The 15,785-nt window shown below is 68.2% G+C and carries 13 protein-coding genes; 9 read left to right on the top strand and 4 right to left on the bottom strand.

Annotated features, from left to right (window positions below; translation table 11 throughout):
- The first annotated feature begins 184 nt into the window (after positions 1 to 184).
- Positions 185 to 1,012, top strand: coding sequence for a hypothetical protein (locus tag D187_RS12725; RefSeq protein ID WP_043429585.1), 828 nt, complete (start codon positions 185 to 187; stop codon positions 1,010 to 1,012).
- Between the two features lie 348 nt (positions 1,013 to 1,360).
- On the opposite strand, the gene D187_RS12720 is transcribed toward D187_RS12725, so the two are convergent.
- Positions 1,361 to 1,951 (bottom strand): oxygenase MpaB family protein, encoded by a 591-nt coding sequence (locus D187_RS12720; protein ID WP_002623269.1) that lies wholly within the window; start codon positions 1,949 to 1,951, stop codon positions 1,361 to 1,363.
- Positions 1,952 to 1,985: 34 nt separating this feature from the next.
- On the opposite strand from D187_RS12720, the gene D187_RS12715 reads away from it, so the two are divergent.
- The 4 genes from D187_RS12715 to D187_RS12700 all read left to right on the top strand — a co-directional run bounded on the left by D187_RS12715 (position 1,986) and on the right by D187_RS12700 (position 6,851).
- Positions 1,986 to 2,237, top strand: a complete 252-nt coding sequence (locus tag D187_RS12715) for an ATP-dependent helicase HrpA (RefSeq protein WP_245591698.1) — start codon at positions 1,986 to 1,988, stop codon at positions 2,235 to 2,237.
- A gap of 266 nt (positions 2,238 to 2,503) precedes the next feature.
- The gene (locus D187_RS12710; RefSeq protein WP_002623273.1) at positions 2,504 to 3,166 is read left to right on the top strand and encodes a peptidoglycan-binding domain-containing protein; all 663 of its coding nucleotides are present in this window, start codon (positions 2,504 to 2,506) and stop codon (positions 3,164 to 3,166) included.
- 8 nt (positions 3,167 to 3,174) lie between these two features.
- Positions 3,175 to 5,265 (top strand): hypothetical protein, encoded by a 2,091-nt coding sequence (locus D187_RS12705; protein WP_002623275.1) that lies wholly within the window; start codon positions 3,175 to 3,177, stop codon positions 5,263 to 5,265.
- Positions 5,266 to 5,387: 122 nt separating this feature from the next.
- The gene (locus D187_RS12700) at positions 5,388 to 6,851 is read left to right on the top strand and encodes a hypothetical protein (protein WP_002623276.1); all 1,464 of its coding nucleotides are present in this window, start codon (positions 5,388 to 5,390) and stop codon (positions 6,849 to 6,851) included.
- 40 nt (positions 6,852 to 6,891) lie between these two features.
- Here D187_RS12700 and D187_RS57015 read toward each other — a convergent pair whose 3' ends face one another.
- Positions 6,892 to 7,029 carry a hypothetical protein gene (locus D187_RS57015; protein ID WP_211241504.1) on the bottom strand — a complete coding sequence of 46 codons (138 nt, stop codon included), beginning with the start codon at positions 7,027 to 7,029 and terminating at the stop codon, positions 6,892 to 6,894.
- On the opposite strand from D187_RS57015, the gene D187_RS12695 reads away from it, so the two are divergent.
- The 3 genes from D187_RS12695 to D187_RS55030 all read left to right on the top strand — a co-directional run bounded on the left by D187_RS12695 (position 7,028) and on the right by D187_RS55030 (position 10,973).
- Positions 7,028 to 7,777 (top strand): class I SAM-dependent methyltransferase, encoded by a 750-nt coding sequence (locus D187_RS12695; RefSeq protein ID WP_211241503.1) that lies wholly within the window; start codon positions 7,028 to 7,030, stop codon positions 7,775 to 7,777. The genes D187_RS57015 and D187_RS12695 overlap by 2 nt on opposite strands.
- 583 nt (positions 7,778 to 8,360) lie before the next feature.
- Positions 8,361 to 10,289, top strand: coding sequence for an amidohydrolase family protein (locus D187_RS53780; protein WP_020917986.1), 1,929 nt, complete (start codon positions 8,361 to 8,363; stop codon positions 10,287 to 10,289).
- A gap of 579 nt (positions 10,290 to 10,868) precedes the next feature.
- Positions 10,869 to 10,973 (top strand): DUF4846 domain-containing protein, encoded by a 105-nt coding sequence (locus D187_RS55030; RefSeq protein ID WP_438356947.1) that lies wholly within the window; start codon positions 10,869 to 10,871, stop codon positions 10,971 to 10,973.
- Positions 10,974 to 11,044: 71 nt separating this feature from the next.
- On the opposite strand, the gene D187_RS12685 is transcribed toward D187_RS55030, so the two are convergent.
- On the bottom strand, positions 11,045 to 12,016 hold the full coding sequence (locus D187_RS12685; protein WP_002623289.1) for a hypothetical protein: 972 nt from the start codon (positions 12,014 to 12,016) through the stop codon (positions 11,045 to 11,047).
- Positions 12,017 to 12,415: 399 nt separating this feature from the next.
- Between D187_RS12685 and D187_RS49810 the strand changes: the two genes are divergently transcribed.
- A complete protein-coding gene (locus tag D187_RS49810) occupies positions 12,416 to 14,713 on the top strand; it encodes a sensor histidine kinase (RefSeq protein WP_051256334.1) in 2,298 nt (765 codons plus the stop codon).
- An 83-nt stretch (positions 14,714 to 14,796) separates the two neighbouring features.
- Here the strand turns inward: D187_RS49810 and D187_RS12675 are convergent, their stop codons facing one another.
- Positions 14,797 to 15,711 carry an NmrA family NAD(P)-binding protein gene (locus tag D187_RS12675; protein WP_002623293.1) on the bottom strand — a complete coding sequence of 305 codons (915 nt, stop codon included), beginning with the start codon at positions 15,709 to 15,711 and terminating at the stop codon, positions 14,797 to 14,799.
- Positions 15,712 to 15,785 lie beyond the last annotated feature (74 nt).

Here is a 15,785-nt window from a genome sequence, read left to right as displayed (position 1 = left end):
CGCCGAGGTGTTGCTCCCATCACATCTCGGGTGTCCACGGAACTGGGGCAGACCCAGTTCTCCCGGTACAGACTCTTCACACGTCGGGGCCATTCCGGTAGCCCCGAAGGGCCAAGGCAACGCAAGGGTGAGGAGCGCGTTCAGTTCCGGACTGGGCGGCCAAGCTCTGGTCTAATGGCCTCCCATGTCCTTGCTGCCACTGTCCGACCCACCTCCCGAGATCAACCGAGCAGCCTTCGCAGATGTGCTGTCCGACGACCTCGAGCGGGCGCGTGCTCTGCTCGCGAGCGTCCCGAGAGCGCCGCGCGTGCCCTCGAAGGAGGCCCGGCGCCTGGTGCTCGCCTTCGCGGGCCCCCAGCGCGTCGTGCTCTACAGCAGCCTCTTCTTCCTTCTCGCCGGTGGGCTCGTCTGTGCCTTCTTCCAGTCCCATCGCGCCTTGGGGGACCTGCTGCTGGACCTGCACTCCTTCGAAGTCCTCGGCGTCGTCGACTCGGTCGAGGTGGGGATGCGCAGTCGCAGGCATGCGCCCGTGTACTGCGCGCGCTTCCACTCGGAGGACGGCGCGCTGGTGGGGCGCAGTTGCGAGCGGGGCGGTAGCTTTCAGCCGGGCCAGCGCGTGGTCCTCGAGCGGCGCGGAGGCCAGGTGGCCCGTATCCGTGGCACCACCCTCATCCCCATAGGGCGCGTGGGAGGGCTGGTGCTGTTGTTCCCCCTCGCGGGCGCGGTGGGCCTGTTGCTCGTCGTGTGGACCAACCACCGTGAGTCGCGCGCGGCCCGCGTGGGCATCCCGATTCTCGCGCGGGTGACGTACTTCGGCGACGGAAAGCCGGTGAGCAAAAAGGGGCCGCCGCCCACGGAGCTGCGCTGGAGCTTCATCGCGCGCGGCGAGCGGTATGAGGGCCGTCTCTCCCTGGACAGCGCGTTCGAGTTCGACTTCCTCCCCAGCCGCGACGTCATCGTCGTGCTCTACGACCCGGCGGCTCCGGGCATCAACACCGTCTACGTGCCCTAGCGTGTTCCGGGCGGCGCAACCCCCCCCCGCCCTTGTTCGGAGGGGGCGGAGTGTCCGACACTCCCCCTACATGACTGCCAGCGAAGAACGCCGCTTCCAGGCCTTGGTGCTCGCGCCCGTCCGGCGCGTGCAGCGGCGTCTCAATGCCGTGGCATAGGCCGAGGCCGGCCTTGCCCGGCCGGTTGGCGCAGCCCTTGCGCGTCACGAGCGCGTCCTGCAGCACCCGGACGTTCCTCCAGCTTTCGGATGCCGTCGAGGAGGTGGTGAGCGCGCGGATCTGGGGCGGCATGCACTTCCGCTACTCGGTCAGGACGGCCTGGGCGATCGGCTTGTCGCACAGCTCGCGAATCAGCACCGCCGGGAGGCCATCGAAATCGTCCCGGGAACGAGCTCCTTCATGTAATTGATGAGCGAATGGGTCAACGTGCGCCCGGCCTCCGACGGGGCCACCTGGCGCCGGGTGATGGCGTCCCAGAGTTGCTGGCCCTCGTTCGGGTCGCGGGGCAGCAGGGACGCGTCGATGCCCAGGATATGGCCAATCACCCGCCAGCAATGGAAGAAGGCGTCCTGCTCCGCCGGGGTGAAGTCGAGCCCGAGCTTCGTCAACGTGTGGGGTAGCAGCGCGAACGTCAGGAGCGTGATGGCTTGATCCTCTTGATTGATGGGCGTCCCCCACTCGGGCTGCCACTTCGGGTAGTGGCGCACGTGGTAGCGGATGGTCGCATGCAGCAGCCGGATCTTCTGTGCCGTGCGGACTCCGCGGCCGCCCCGCTCCAATCCGCCCTCGGCCATCACATCCATGAGGAACTGAGACGTCTCGACGATCCGGTAGTTCACGTACTTGTCGATGCGTCCGGTCGACACCAGCACCTGTGCTCCCTTGGCGCACGCGTAGCAACTGGGAAGGGACCAGGTGAAGAGGGCCAACGCCATCTGCATGCCGTTCCCCCAAGCGGGAGCGGAGGAGGAGAGCGTGGCGACCCAGGCAGCGGCCAGCAAGGAGCCGATAAAGGAGAAGACGTCGCGAGTAGACTGGGCCGAGTGGCTCAGGAGGACGTTCGACTTCGGCGTGTTCGCCTGCGTGAGGTGTGGAGGCAGGCGGCGAGTGCTGGCGGACGTGAACGAGGCGGGAGGGGTGCGAGCGATTCTGGAGCACCTGGGACTGGCCACGGCAGGAGCGAGGCTGGCCCCGGCGCACGGGTCCCTCCAAGCCGCGTGGCGTTGAAGCTCAAGCCGCCAGCGCCAAGAGAGCCAGGCCCCTGCCTCGCACCTCATGGGAGGGCGGCCTGGGCCGGCGTGTACCCCAAGGGGCAACGTGGCTTCTCCACCCGCCTGGCGCACTGCTCGGGCGGGCCCCCGTCAGCGGCCCTCCTCGCCACCTCCGCTCCAGGCCGCCTCCTCTCAACAGGTCTCCTATCCGTCCTATACTTTCACCTCCCGCCCGAGACGTGGGGGTAGACTCGCTCCGCCCATTCCGGTGGAGGGACGCACATGAAGGAGTCGAGAAAGGCGGGCTGGGACGCCCTGCGGGCTGACCCGCATGAGCCCCGGCCCGGCACGTCCAAGGCCATCCCGCTCCAGACGGGCACGAAGAAGACCATCACGCTCGAGTTGCCCGTCCTGCGCCTAGTCGTCATCGACGCCAGCGGGGCGCCGTACGCGGACAAGGCGTACACCCTTGAGGTCGAGGGCTCCTCCACGGACAAGAAGACGGGGACCACCCAGGTTGGCACGCCCATCACCCAGAAGATGATGGGAAAGGGGACGGTCCGGCTGAGCCTCAAGCTGCCAGGCGCCGCCGCTCCCGCTGGCAGTCCACCCGCTGCGCCCCCGCCCCCGTCCGCGGCGGGAGCCGCGCCCGCCTACCCGCTTCCGATTCATGCGGGAGACTTCACGGACGATGTGGCGAAGCCCGAGGACGTCACGGTCCGGTGGCAATTGACGGCCATCGTCGGCGATCTGTTCGACCAAGACAAGACGCAAGCCGCGCTGGTGCGACTCCACAACCTGGGCTACCATCTGCCCAAGCCCGATCCGAACGCCCCCGAAACCCAGGCCTCCGTGCGCGCCTTTCAACGGAAATACGGGCTGACCCCCACCGGTGCGCTCGCGGACGTGCAACAGCGGCTCCTGGATGAGCACGACAAGCCTTGAGGTGACCCATGCGCGAACTCACCCTTCAATCCCTGGTAGCACTCTCCTCCGGCGATGACCGTGTGAACCGGCTGCGGCCTGGGAACTTTGGCGTGACGGAGTTCAAACTCGTCACCCGCGGCGGAAAGACATCACAGTCCTTCCGTCCCGCTCCCTTTCCCGCGCCGGTCGGCTCCAACGACTTCTGCTTCGCCCCGGAAAAGGAACAGGTCGAGATCGTCTACACGCTGAGCAACGACTTCAACGTCATCCGGGAGGCGACGCTCGAGCTGTTCACGCGCTTCGATCAGAAGCCCCTCATGAGCTGGAAGCTCACGCCCGAGCAGTTCACCTCGGGCGAGCACCGCATCCCCTGGGACGGCAAGAGCACCGGGCGCACCCCTCAGTTCCCGGACGAGTACATCACCGTCGAGTTCTCTCCCTACAAACTGAAGCTCACGCTCAAGGGAGAGGGCATCCCCGAGTCCCCCACCGCCTGGACCTATTTCCACGTCCTGGTGAAGGACATCACCCTGGAGCTGGGAGACCGCAAGTCGCTCTCGCTCGAGCGGGACAAGCGGCTCTACGACACGTTGGGCGGCCACCTCCCAGCGCCAGGGAGCACCCTCGAGGTGAAGCTCGTGAGCAACCTCTTCAAGACCTCCTCGGCGGAGATGAACAACAACACGGCGTTCACCCAGTACGAGGCCGAGTGGGGCACGGGCCCCCACATCCCCCTCTTCGCCAAGGTCTCCCTCCAGGACTCCCAGGGAGGCAAGGTCGATGCCCCCAAGGCCCTCGGCAATGTCCGCTTCCTCTGGGATTGGGAAGACGTCGCCGAGGACACCACCCGCCATCACCCCAAGGCCAAGACGTACCTGGACCTGGCGCTTGACCATGACAAGGCCACGACAGAACCCAAGGGAGACAACGCCCCCAAGCAGCACGGCGGAAAGCGCGGGAACGCGGCGGCCTTCGTCTTCCCGGCCGAGGCCGGCTATGCCCCCGGAGCGGCCTTGCGTGAGGGCGTCTTCCCCTTCAAGGTCGAAGCCTGTGCGACACGCCAATGGGCCGCCTACAGCCAGGCTTGGCGGCAAGGCGCGCTCGCGGGCAAGACCGGCGTCTTGTTCCAACCCGCGCGCATGGCGGGCGATGCCTACAAGGTCACGGTCCACCTCGCCTTCGAGCGCAAGGCGGACGGGGCGCTCGTGCTGGATATCAAGGACGATGCCCCCCTGCCCGCCGCCATCAAGGCCAGCACCGGGACCCTGGAGATCTGGCGGGAGCTGCACCTCGCCAGGTACGTCAAGAAGAAGAGCACCCTGCCGAGCTTCAACGTCGTCGACTTCCAGGACTACTACGAGAAGGCCTTCATCCGAATGAAAGACAAGTCGGGCGCACGTACCGACATGTCCGCCCAATACAATACACGCATGGCGGCGGCCGTTCGCGCTCAGCCCAACTACGTCCAGGCCGCCATCGACAACACCGTCAATCAGTACGCCATCGGCGACTACGCGGTTCACTTTCGCGTCTACCCTGACTACCTGAACGCGCTGCGCACGCGCTTCTCCTTCACCCCAGCTGCGCTCACCGCTTGGCTCGCGGGTCCGGGAGCCGCTGTCAACACCGCACCCAAGTACCACGCCCTCTGCAAGGCCTGGGCGAAGGACATCGTCACCGCGGCCTGTGACGCGTATCTGGGTGCCGCCGACGGCATCAACATCCTGCAGTTCTCCGGGCTCTACAATCTGGAGACCGCGCCCGGAGGAGAACAGCTCAATGGCTTCGCCCCGGACTTTCCCTCCGGCGGCCGCAAGAAGTGCGCCTTCGTCCAATGTGCGGCGCCCGCCAACTATGCCGGTGGCGGCTTCAATCGGATGGAGCAGACCGTGACCCACGAGATCGGCCACCACCTCTTCCTGCCCCATGCCCCCTTCCCCGCCGGCTCCCTCCCCGGGGGCGCGGTCGCGGACATGCACGACAAGGATTGGAGCAACTGCATGATGAGCTACGACTACTCGGCGGAGCGCAGGTTCTGCGGGCTGTGCCTGCTCCGGCTGCGAGGCTGGGACAAGACCCATCTGAACAAGGATGGATTGCTCAACAAGAAGCCATGACTCCACCCCTTCGCCACCTTCCCCTCGTCCTGGGCCTGCTGCTCGGGGCCAGTCTGGGGTGCAGCCGCCAACAGCGCGCCGAACCGCCTCGCGCGGCAGCGGACCCGCAACGGAGACCCACCGTGCAGCTTCGGCTCCAACTTCCCAAGCGTCAGTTCCTCGTCACCGAGGAGCTCACCCTCCAGGTGACGCTCGTCAATGAAGGCCCCACCGCCGTCGAGTTGCCGGACCCGTTCCACTCCAACAACTGGCAGCCCGTCTATCACCTCACCGGCCCCACCCAGGCGGAGCAAGCCACCTTCACCTTCCGCTCGGCGGTCTCCCCGGACAAGCGGCTCGTCCCCGAAGGCGCGGCGCCCGTGCTGACACGACTCGAGGCCGGTGGGCGGTTGGAATCCGAGGTTCCCCTCCACGACTGGGCACGGCTGTCGAAACCCGGGACGTACCAGCTCACCGCGTCACTGGACTGGCAGGGGCTCTCCGCGCGCTCGGAGCCCATCGACTTCACCCTCGCGCCCCTGTCCGTGGGCATGGCCGCCCTGGGCCTCGAGGAGACCGCCTCGAGCACCGGCCAGGTCTGGGTCCATTGGATCCACCGCGAGGGGGACACGGGCCACCTGTACGAGACGATGTTCGTCGAGTCACGTCCGGACCTGGGAGAAGTCGAACCGCACTCCGTGTCCGACGTCGGAGCGGTCGGTCCACCGACCGTTCAACCCCTGTCCGCCTGGACCAACACCGACCGGATGGAACTCCTCGGCGTCTGGAGGGCCTGGAGCGACGGCGCCACCGTGTTCGCGCTTCCCTCCCAGACGCCCGCGCGGCAGCAGCTCCGCCTCGACGCGCCGCCCGCGCTCATCGTCCGTCCGGCGCTGATGCCTCCCACCGGGGAACTGGACATGTTCGTGATTCCCCCGGGGAAGAACGAAGTGACGCTCGCGCGCTTCCGCCCGTCCGAGGACGCGGCGCCCTCGGGCAGCCGGGTCGGCCACGTGTCTCTGCCCGCGCCCATCCAGTCCGCCCGGGCCGCGCTGGGCTCCCCCGAAAAGGGCAATGTCCGCTACGTCGTGCTCACGACTCAGGAGGAAGGTCAGGGCTTGTCCCTGCACACCCTGCACACGGAGCGCGGCGGCACGCTCGGCGCCACCGTCACCACCGTGCCCATTCCCGGCGCCTGGGCCCTCACGAACTCCGAGCCCGGGCTGTGGATCGACAAGAAGGGCGCGCTCAGCGCCGCTGTGCTCGTCAGCACCGACCCGGCGGGACGCGACGTCGCCCTCGCGGAAGTCCACATCGGGCACGACGGCAAGGCCGAGCGCCCCGCCCTCTTGACGCCGATCGGCAGGCTTCCCGCCGCCGCTCGCGCCGCGGTCGTCCGCTTCTCCGTCTCCCAGCGACGTCCTGGACGGCAAGAGTGGGTCATCCTGCTGGAGAACGGAGAGTTCCTCTCCAGCGGTGCGCCTGATCAGCCCCAGCGTCCCCGCCACCCCCCCGTGCTTCCCCTGGAGGTGGCGCCCCTGTCCCAGGCTACCTATCTGCTCACCCTCTCCGCCTCCGACGGTCCGCAACTCGAACTCCTCCGCTGACGGGCTGCGGGGTAGAGTCCCACCCCCTTTTGCTTGGAGTTCACACCATGAAGCGTCTGTTGCTCGCCGTCGCGGTCCCCGTCCTGCTGCCGGTGTAGCTCGCCGGCTGCGCCAGCACCTCCTCCGCCGCGAAGTCCCCGGAGGCCGAGGCCACAGCGCCCATGGTGTCCAACGGCATGGGCTCCGCGCTCGACGAGGTGCTCGCGGGCTCCTGGCGGGATCAGAAGAATACGGCCCGCGACCCGTACCGCCATCCGAAGGAGACCCTGAGCTTCTTCGGCGTCACCCCCAACCAGACCGTCGTGGAGATCACCCCTGGCGGCGGCTGGTACAGCGAGATCCTCGCGCCCTATCTGCGTGAGGGCGGCCACTATGTCGCCGCCGTGTACGACGAGGCGATCCCCGATCAGCCCAAGTACCGCGCCGAGCAGAACGCGAAGCTGCGCGCGCTGTTCTCCGGCAACGCCGCGGTCTACGGCTCGCCCGAGGTGCGCGCGTTCGATCCCGCGAAGCCCGCCTTCGGCCCCAACGGCTCGGCCGACACCGTGCTCACCTTCCGCAACGCCCACAACTGGGTCGACGCCGGGAGCGCTCCCGCGTACTTCAAGGCGTTCTTCGCCGTGCTCAAGCCGGGCGGCGTGCTCGGCGTGGTCGATCACCGCGCGAAGCCGGGCACCAACCTCGAGATCCAGAAGAAGTCGGGCTACCTCACCGAGGCGCTGGTCATCGAACTCGCCCAGAACGCCGGCTTCCAGCTCGAGGGCAAGAGCGAGGTCAACGCCAACCCGAAGGACACCGCCGATCACCCCAACGGCGTGTGGACGCTGCCCCCCGCCAACCGTCACGACGCCGCAGATGACGAGAAGTACAAGGCCACCGGCGAGAGCGACCGCATGACCCTGCGCTTCGTCAAGCCGCGCAACTGAAAAGGCTTCCCACGGCCGGAGCGCCCCGAGCTCCGGCCGTCGGGTTACCGCAGAAAGGGAGACACCTGCGCGGGCCCGCTGCGGAACGGCCAGCCGCCCGTCGTGCGACGCGCTCGCAGCACGGTGCATCGCAGCCGCTGCGCCGGGTGGTCCCAGTCGATGGCCACGTGCACGGCCACATAGAGCAGGCCGCCCCCCGCGAAGTCGATGAACAGCAGGCCCGCGCGGCTCGGCCATCAGGTTGCCCAACGTATTGAACAGGCCGTTGCCCGCTCAAGCCGCCAGCGCCAACAGAGCCAGGCCCCTGCCGCGCAGCTCATGGGAGGGCGGCCTGGGCCGGCGTGTACCCCAAGGGGCAACGCGGCTTCTCCACCCGCCTGGCGCACTGCTCGGGCGGGCCCCCGTCAGCGGCCCTCCTCGCCACCTGCGCTCCAGGCCGCCTCCTCTCAACAGGGCTCCTGTCCGTCCTATACTTGGGCGCGAGCGGAGAGCGGCCCTGCCGGGTGCTGGAGTTCGTGGAGGGAGAAGCGCTGAGCACCCTACTCGCGGTGACGTCTTCCGCCTCGGGCTGCTCCTCTACGAGTTGCTCGCCGGACGGCCGCTCTTCCTCGATGGCTCCCATCCCCGAGCCATCCACCACATCGGGGCCTTCGTCTTCCCCGCGCGCCGCTCGTCCATCGAGGAGTGGGTGAGGGCGCGGAGCGATTCCCTGATCGACATCGTTCCGCTGACGTCGGGGAGGCGCTTCCAGATGGAGCCCCCACCGGTGCTGTACCCGGTGGAACCGCCTCCGCCTCCGGATGAGGCGCTCGAAGAGGTGCCGGAGGCAGAGATACCCGTGGCGCCCCGCCAGTCGAGGTACGAGGAGGACTTGCAGGCGCGGCTGCTCGACGAGGCCCTGGGGCTGATCGGAGGAAGCGCGGAGGTGGCCCCGCTGCTGGTGAGACTCACTCGTGGCTGTGTGGCGCGGCTGGGAGGAGAGGCCGACGAGGTGATGGAGGCGGTCCTGGCGGCCCGTACACTCGTGCTCGCCGCGCGGATGGAGGAGCCGAGGCGCTTCGTCCTGCCCACGCTCGGGGGCGTGAGAGCGCTCGTGGGAGGGTCTCCGGAGCTGGGCGCGCTCCTCTCGGCGGTGTTGCTCTCGGGACCGGAGGCGGGCCCTCCGGCGGGACGCTCGGTCCTCGCAGGAAATGACCCGTCCCCGTGGACGTACGGAGGACGGAGCATTGACTTCGGAGGGCAGGAGCGCATGGATTGGAAGGTGTTGTTCGTCGCCGGAGTGCTGGGTCTCATGGGGTGCAGGACGCCAGCCAGTTCTGGGAGGGTCACGGACTCAGAACTGCCCACCCTGGCGCTCGTTGGCGGCACGGTCTACCCGTCCCCCGAGGCGACTCCCATCGCGGATGGGGTCGTGCTGATCTCATCGGGACGGATTTCCGCGGTGGGGCCTCGGGCGGAGGTGGAGATTCCAGCGGGGGCGACCGTCCTCGACACCTCGGGCCAGACGCTGTTGGCCGGGTTCTGGAACAGCCATGTCCACTTCACCGAGCCATGGGGACAGGGCGCGGCGACCCTGCCCGCGTCCGAGCTCGAGCAACACCTCCGGGACATGCTGCTGCGCCACGGCTTCGTCCACGTCGTCGATACCGGCTCGTTCCCGGAGGCGACGCTGGCCCTGCGGCGGCGCATCGAGGCCGGCGAGCTGATGGGTCCCAGCATCATCACCGCGGGTGTTCCACTGGCCCCGGTGGATGGCACACCTCGGTACGTTCCGGTGAAGCTGCCGGAGCTCCGGACGCCGGAGCAGGCCAGGGCGATCGTGAAGGAGCAGCTCGGGGGCGGCACGGATGCCATCAAGCTCTTCACCGGCTCCCTCACGGCACACCCACCCTATCCGGTGATGCCGCTCGCCATCGTGCAGGCGGTGACCGAGGAGGCTCATGCGCACGGCAAGCCCGTTTTCGCGCACCCGACGAACGCGGCGGGACTGAGCGCGGCCGTGGAGGGAGGCGTGGACGTGGTGGTGCACACGGCGCCGATGGCCGGTCCGCTATCGGACTCACTCCACGAGGCCATGGTGCGCCGGAAGGTGGCGCTGGTGCCGACGCTCGCCCTGTTCGAGTGGGAGCTGAAACGCGCCAACGAGGATCCCATCGTGCTCGAGCGCTTCACCCAGGCGGGAGCCGAGCAGGTCCGCAACCACGCCCGGCTCGGAGGCCGCATCCTCTTCGGCACGGACGTAGGCTACATGACCGACGACGATCCACGGCGCGAGTACGTGCTGCTGCGGGGAGCGGGGCTCGACCCGCGGGACATCCTGGCGAGCCTGACGACGAACCCCGCGACACAGTTTGGCCAGGAAGCGCGGACTGGTCGGCTCGCGCCGGGACTGGATGCGGATGTGGTGGTCATCGACGGAGACCCGTCCCGGGACATCGAGGCGCTCGCCAACGTGCGCCTGGTGTTGAGGCAGGGGAAGATCGTCTTCCGCCAGGACACGCTCCATCGATGAGTACCGATGCATTACGGGCGACGCGTGGGCTATGTCTCGGCCATGTCCATCTCCTACCCTCCAGGCCTTCGCGAGCTGCCCGAGCCCGAGAGGGTGTCAAAGAACTTGAGCAGGAGCGACACGCGGCGGGAAGGCGAAGGGAGGAAAGCAGGCCAGGAAATCCCCCCGACTCCACCGCGCCGCCGCCTCTCGAAATGCCGCGACGAAGGCCCGATACTGCTCGCGTAGCACCTTCAATGCCTGCCGCGTGGCGGCATGGCCCAACGGCCTCGGGCTCCTCTTGAGGTGCTCGGGCCGGGTATGCGGGTGCTGCGCCTTCACGGCTCGCGCCCCCAGCACAGGCGTGCCCCGGGTTCGAGCCTTGGCTTCCACTTGCTCCACCATCCCCCGTACCGCACGCTGCCTCTGCTCCTCCTTCAGTCTTTCCCAGCACGGCAGTCGCGCCAGCTCCAGTTCCACCGGCTCGGCCCATTCCCGTGCGAAGCGCCCCTCACCCGCCACGTCCTCGCTTCACCGTTTGCTCCAGCGCTTCGTCCAGTTGAACCACTGGAACACTCTGCGCGCCGGCCCCAGCAATTCGTGCTGGGTGGCAGTCCGGGCCACACGGTGATGGTGCTGGACGTGGCGCGCGATGCCGAGGGCCGGCGGGTGGCGTTGCTCGGCCAGGGCTTCACGCCAGCCTGAAGCCGCTACATTCGTCTTCGTCCCGGTCGTGTGGGTGGCTTCCCAGGGAGCGGGGGGCGAGGCCCTGAACGTCAGGGCTTGCGCTGGCGCAGCGCGGCCCGGGCGCTCGTCCAATCCACGAGGCTGTCATTGAGGTCGTCGTCGCCGCGTTGGGCCTCGGGCATATCGCCCGTCTCCACCCGGCGGATGATCTCGGGGAGCGCGTCGTAGAACTCCTTGGAGCGCCACTTCGGGTGCAGGCTCCACAGCCCCGGCGACTGGCCCAGGAAGTCGAGTCGCCGCAGGTCCTCGCGCTCCATGGCCCGGGTGAGGATGTTCTCCGGCTCTCGGTAGGGGGGATTGCCCGCGCGCAGCGCCCGCAGCAGATGGATGGGGGGAGCCAGCTTGCGCTTCAGGGGCACGAGCCGCTCGAGGAGCCTGCGCCGGTCCATCAGGAAGACGCGGGTGCTGAAGCGCCGCATCAGGAATCCGGAGGGCACGGAGGGAGCGGGCTCGATGCCACCGCGCAGGTGGATGCGCAGGCGCCCGTCGGCCGCTGGGGGGCCGGGGTGGGGCGCGCAATAGAGGATCTCCGGCCGCGAGGCCAGCAGCCGCACGGCCTCGGACACCCAGGTGGGCGAGCCGCCTCCCAGGAGGATGTCCGCGTCGAGGTGGAAGACGTGGTCGTGCGCCGCCGCGTGCAGCCCGTACATGTACGAATAGTACGGCCCGCCGCGCGAGTCCTTGAGGGGCACGGGCCTTCCGCCGAAGAAGCGCTCGGCCATGGCGGAGGCGGTGGCGGGCGAGTAGTCCACCTCGCGTACCTTCGCTCGCGGGTAGCGCGCGCACAGCTCCGCGAGCAGGGCTTCCATCCCCGGGCGGCGCTCCTCCCATGCCGCGGCGAAGCGATGGCCCTTGCTGCGGTGCAGGTCCAGCACGAGCAGCACCTCGTCCACGGAGGCCGCGAGCTGCCGCAATTGGTGCGGCAGGATGTGGCGCGCGTGGGGCAGGTCGGTGGGCGCGAGGTTGATCTGAAGCGTGACGGCGCCGTGGTGGGAGTCCATTGTCGAGCGCCCCACTACCACGAAGCGGGCCAGTGCACCGAACGGATGCGTCAGTGCGGCAAGGCGCGCACCAGTACGCGGGCCCAGGCGAGCGTGGCACCTGCGGCAGCGGTCAGGAGTGTGGAGGAAGGCGCCGGGTGCTGGCGTCCCTGATGGGCACCCGACGGTCTGTCGTCCACTGCCGCAAGCGCCTCGTGGAGCTGTCCGGGGTCCTCGGAGAGGGCGAACCCGAGAGCGGAATCTGCGCGAGCCTTCGAGAATGGCCGGAGCACCTCCGGCTTCTTTGTTTCATCGCCTTCCTCATCCAGAACGAAGCCGCCACCGTGAAGGGTCGGCTCAGAACTCACTCACGCTCGGCACCTGGCCGAGGATGAGGTGCTCCCTGGCGCGGATAATGGGATGAAGCCATCGTTCCAGCATGCGCCCGCGCGCGGGTTCGGGGGAGTCATGATTGCAAGCAACCTGCGCCGTTGGCGCTCGGGGTGGTCGCCGGCGACGCGGCAAGCGCTCAACTTGTTCCTCGGCTGCGCTGCTCTCTTCGTGGCCTACTGCGCCCTCGGGAAGCTCAACCAGGCTTTCATCTTCCCCCCTCGGAACGCCATATTCTGGCTGCCCAGCGGCCTGGCTCTTGCCTGGTTTCTCCGCACGCCCCGCTCTCATTGGCCCGCCTACCTGCTTGCCATCTTTGGAGCAGATGTGTGGATCGGCTCATGGCATGGCTTCCCACTCTCCATCATCGTGGCTTGGGCGCTGGTCTCCGCTCTGCTGCCTCTCCTCGGGGCCTGGCTGTTACGCCAGCCGTCGGGCCACCCTTTCGTGTTCAGTCACGCCGAGGACATCATCCGCCTGGCCTTGCTGGCCGCTGGGGTCGGCGCATTCCCATGCGCGCTCATCGCGGCGGCTGCCAACGTCACGTGGTTGGAGGCCGGCTCGTACTGGACGAAAGTGGCCACGTGGTGGACCAGCGACGCCCTTGGGGTGATTCTCCTCACTCCCTTCTTCCTGGTCTGGACGGAGCCCGCGAGCCCTCGCTTCGGTCGCGCTGTCGAAGCCCTGGCCTTGCTCGCGTTGCTGATGACCGTGGGATGGTGGGTGTTCGCCTCCACGCAGCCACGTGAGTTCGACGCGGCGCTTCCTTTTCTCCTTCTCCCCTTGATCGCATGGCCAGCCCTGCGTCTCGGAGCGCGAGGCGCGACGGCTGCCACGGTCATCCTCGATCTGATGGCGACCTGGCACACGGTTCACGAGCGCGGGCCCTTCGCGATGCTGAGCATGACCGTCGGCACACGCATCTTGAACCTGCAGCTCTACATCTCGTTCCTCAACCTGTTCGTGCTGATCCTGGCGGTAGTCGTCGTCAAGGAGCGGCAGGCGCGCGCCGCCGCTCAGCAGGCGGAGCAGCGCGCCAGGTTTCTCGCCGCTGCATCCGAGTCCCTGTCGGCCTCGCTTGACTACGAGGAGAGCCTCTCCGCGCTGCCGCGGCTGTGCGTGCAGTCGCTGGCGGACTGGTGCGTGCTCGACGTCGTCGAGGACAACACGCTTCGGCGCCAGGGTTCCGCGCATCGGGATCCATCAAAGCTGAGACTCCTCGGTGAGCTCGCGGAGCGTTATTCACCCCACAACCGCTCGCCTCAGCCCGCGGCTCAGGTGCTCCGCACGGGCGAGCCTCTCCTGTTGCCTCGGACCACCGACGACGTCATTCGGAACTACAGCGCCGACGATGAGAACGTACGGCTGATCCGGGAACTCGGCACACATACGGCGATGGCCATCCCACTCGCCCTCCGCGGGAAGATGATCGGTGTGCTCACCCTCGCCTCGGCGAACCCTGGCCTTGCATACAGCTCCACCGACATCGTGTTCGTGAGCGAGCTCGGGCGCCGGGCCGCCATCGCCATCGACAACGCGCGCCTCTATCGCGATGCACAGGACGCAAACCGCCTGCGGGACGTCTTCGTGTCCTTGGCCGCGCACGAGCTGCGCACCCCCCTCCTGCCGCTCCGGCTGCGCCTGCAGAGCATCCTGCGCAAGTGCGCTCGGACCACGTCCGCCCTGGACCCGGCCTGGCTCGTCCGGGAACTCACCGCCGCGGAGCATCAGACCCGGCGGCTCGGACAGTTGGTCGATCAGCTCCTCGACGCCTCCAGTCTCAGCTCGGACCAGCCGTTGGAGCTGCACCGCAAGCGAGTGGACCTGTGCACGGTGGTGGAGGGTGTCCTCGAGTCGATGCGGGAGCAGATCGACGCCAGCGGCTGTCAGCTCGTCCGGAAACTGCAAGGTCCAGCCCTGGGGGAGTGGGACCAGCGCCGGCTCGAGCAGGCGGTGCTCCAACTGGTGCACAACGCGCTGAAGTTTGGGCAGAGGAGGCCCGTCGAGGTAAGCGTGGTGCCGGGAGCGACGTCGGTGCGCCTGGTGGTGCGCGACCACGGCCTCGGGATGTCGGAGAGCGAGGTGGCTGGCATCTTCGATCGGTTCTCGCGCGGAGTGTCGGACCGGCATTACGGAGGGCTGGGCATCGGCCTCCATCTCGTGAAACATCACGTGGAGGCACATGGTGGGAAGCTCTCCGTCGAGAGCCAGCCGGATGCGGGCTCCACGTTCACGCTGGAGCTGCCGGCGGCGGTACGCCAATACACTCCGCCTGCCTCCACAGCTCACGCAGGCGAACACGTCGAAGTCGAACGTCTTCCTCGGTAGCTCCGCTCAGTCCACTCGCTCGAGGCAGGGATGGCCGCCAGCTGCCGGTCATCCAACTCTTTGACACCCTCCTCGGGCTTCGGTCAGGCCATCCTTCGCTGCTGGCGAGCCCACGTCTCGAAGCTCATGGGCGAGAGACCGTAGGAGCGCGCGAGCTCGGGCCGTGCCAGCACCGGGGCGACGTTCATGTACGTCATGCCCTGCGCCACGCCGGGATGCAGGCCGGCGGCGACGGCCTCCTCGACCGTGCCCGACTGCACTACGTACTCCTTGCCGTCGAGGCGCGAGAGGATCTCGGCGATCTGGGGAATCGTGAGCAGGTCGCCGGCGAGCTGCAGCGTCACACCTTTGAACCTGACGGGATCGTTGATCGCCGCCGCGGCTGCCTTGCCGATGTCCTCCGGGGCGATGAGCCCGATGGGCCGATCGGTCCTGATCACCGTGACCAGCCGGCGCCCGTCGGCGAAGCCGGCGGGATCGATCATGGGGTGGTCCATGAAGGTGGCGGGCAGGATGATGGTCCAGTGGTCGAAGCCGGCGTTGCGCACGAGTTCGCAGGTAGCGAGCTTGTTCTCCCAGTAGTCCTCGTGGGACTTCCAGCGACCCTCGGCCCAGCCCTCGACGTTACGGTGGTCGCCGACGCCCGACGTCGCGGTGTGCACGAACGTGCCGACGCCTTCGGCCAACGCGGCCTCGACGAGGTTTTTCCCCTGCTCGCGCTCCTTGCTGTAGTCAACGCCGGTCGCGGAGACGATGGGCGACTGCATCGAGAACACCGCCCGTGCCCCGGCGCAGGCGGCGCGCAGTGACCGCGGATCGTCGAGATCCCCGACGACCACCTCGGCGCCGGCTGCCGCGAGGGCCTTCGCGTTCGGCGCGTCCGGGCTGCGCACCATCACCCGCACCGATGTGTTGCCTTCGGCCAGCAGCGCCCATGCGGTGGCGCCGCCTTGTCGCCCCGTGGCGGCGGTTACGAGAACGGGAGCACTGCTGCTCATGCTGGTCTCCTGTAAGTGGGGGGTCACCCCGTTTAGACTTCGGTGGCAAGATACGGAGGACCACCCCGTTTGTC

Source organism: Cystobacter fuscus DSM 2262 (assembly GCF_000335475.2).
Classification (GTDB): Bacteria; Myxococcota; Myxococcia; order Myxococcales; family Myxococcaceae; genus Cystobacter; species Cystobacter fuscus.
Note: the sequence above shows the minus strand (reverse complement) of the source record. Positions and strands in the feature narration are given on the sequence as shown.

Coding starts and splice junctions, on each gene's coding strand:
- D187_RS57015 (WP_211241504.1), bottom strand. CDS start 7,029: ATGCCGTTGGACACCATGGGCGCTGTGGCCTCGGCCTCCGGGGACTTC.
- D187_RS12710 (WP_002623273.1), top strand. CDS start 2,504: ATGAAGGAGTCGAGAAAGGCGGGCTGGGACGCCCTGCGGGCTGACCCG.
- D187_RS49810 (WP_051256334.1), top strand. CDS start 12,416: ATGAAGCCATCGTTCCAGCATGCGCCCGCGCGCGGGTTCGGGGGAGTC.
- D187_RS12720 (WP_002623269.1), bottom strand. CDS start 1,951: ATGCAGATGGCGTTGGCCCTCTTCACCTGGTCCCTTCCCAGTTGCTAC.
- D187_RS12675 (WP_002623293.1), bottom strand. CDS start 15,711: ATGAGCAGCAGTGCTCCCGTTCTCGTAACCGCCGCCACGGGGCGACAA.
- D187_RS12705 (WP_002623275.1), top strand. CDS start 3,175: ATGCGCGAACTCACCCTTCAATCCCTGGTAGCACTCTCCTCCGGCGAT.
- D187_RS12685 (WP_002623289.1), bottom strand. CDS start 12,016: ATGGACTCCCACCACGGCGCCGTCACGCTTCAGATCAACCTCGCGCCC.
- D187_RS12725 (WP_043429585.1), top strand. CDS start 185: ATGTCCTTGCTGCCACTGTCCGACCCACCTCCCGAGATCAACCGAGCA.
- D187_RS12695 (WP_211241503.1), top strand. CDS start 7,028: ATGGGCTCCGCGCTCGACGAGGTGCTCGCGGGCTCCTGGCGGGATCAG.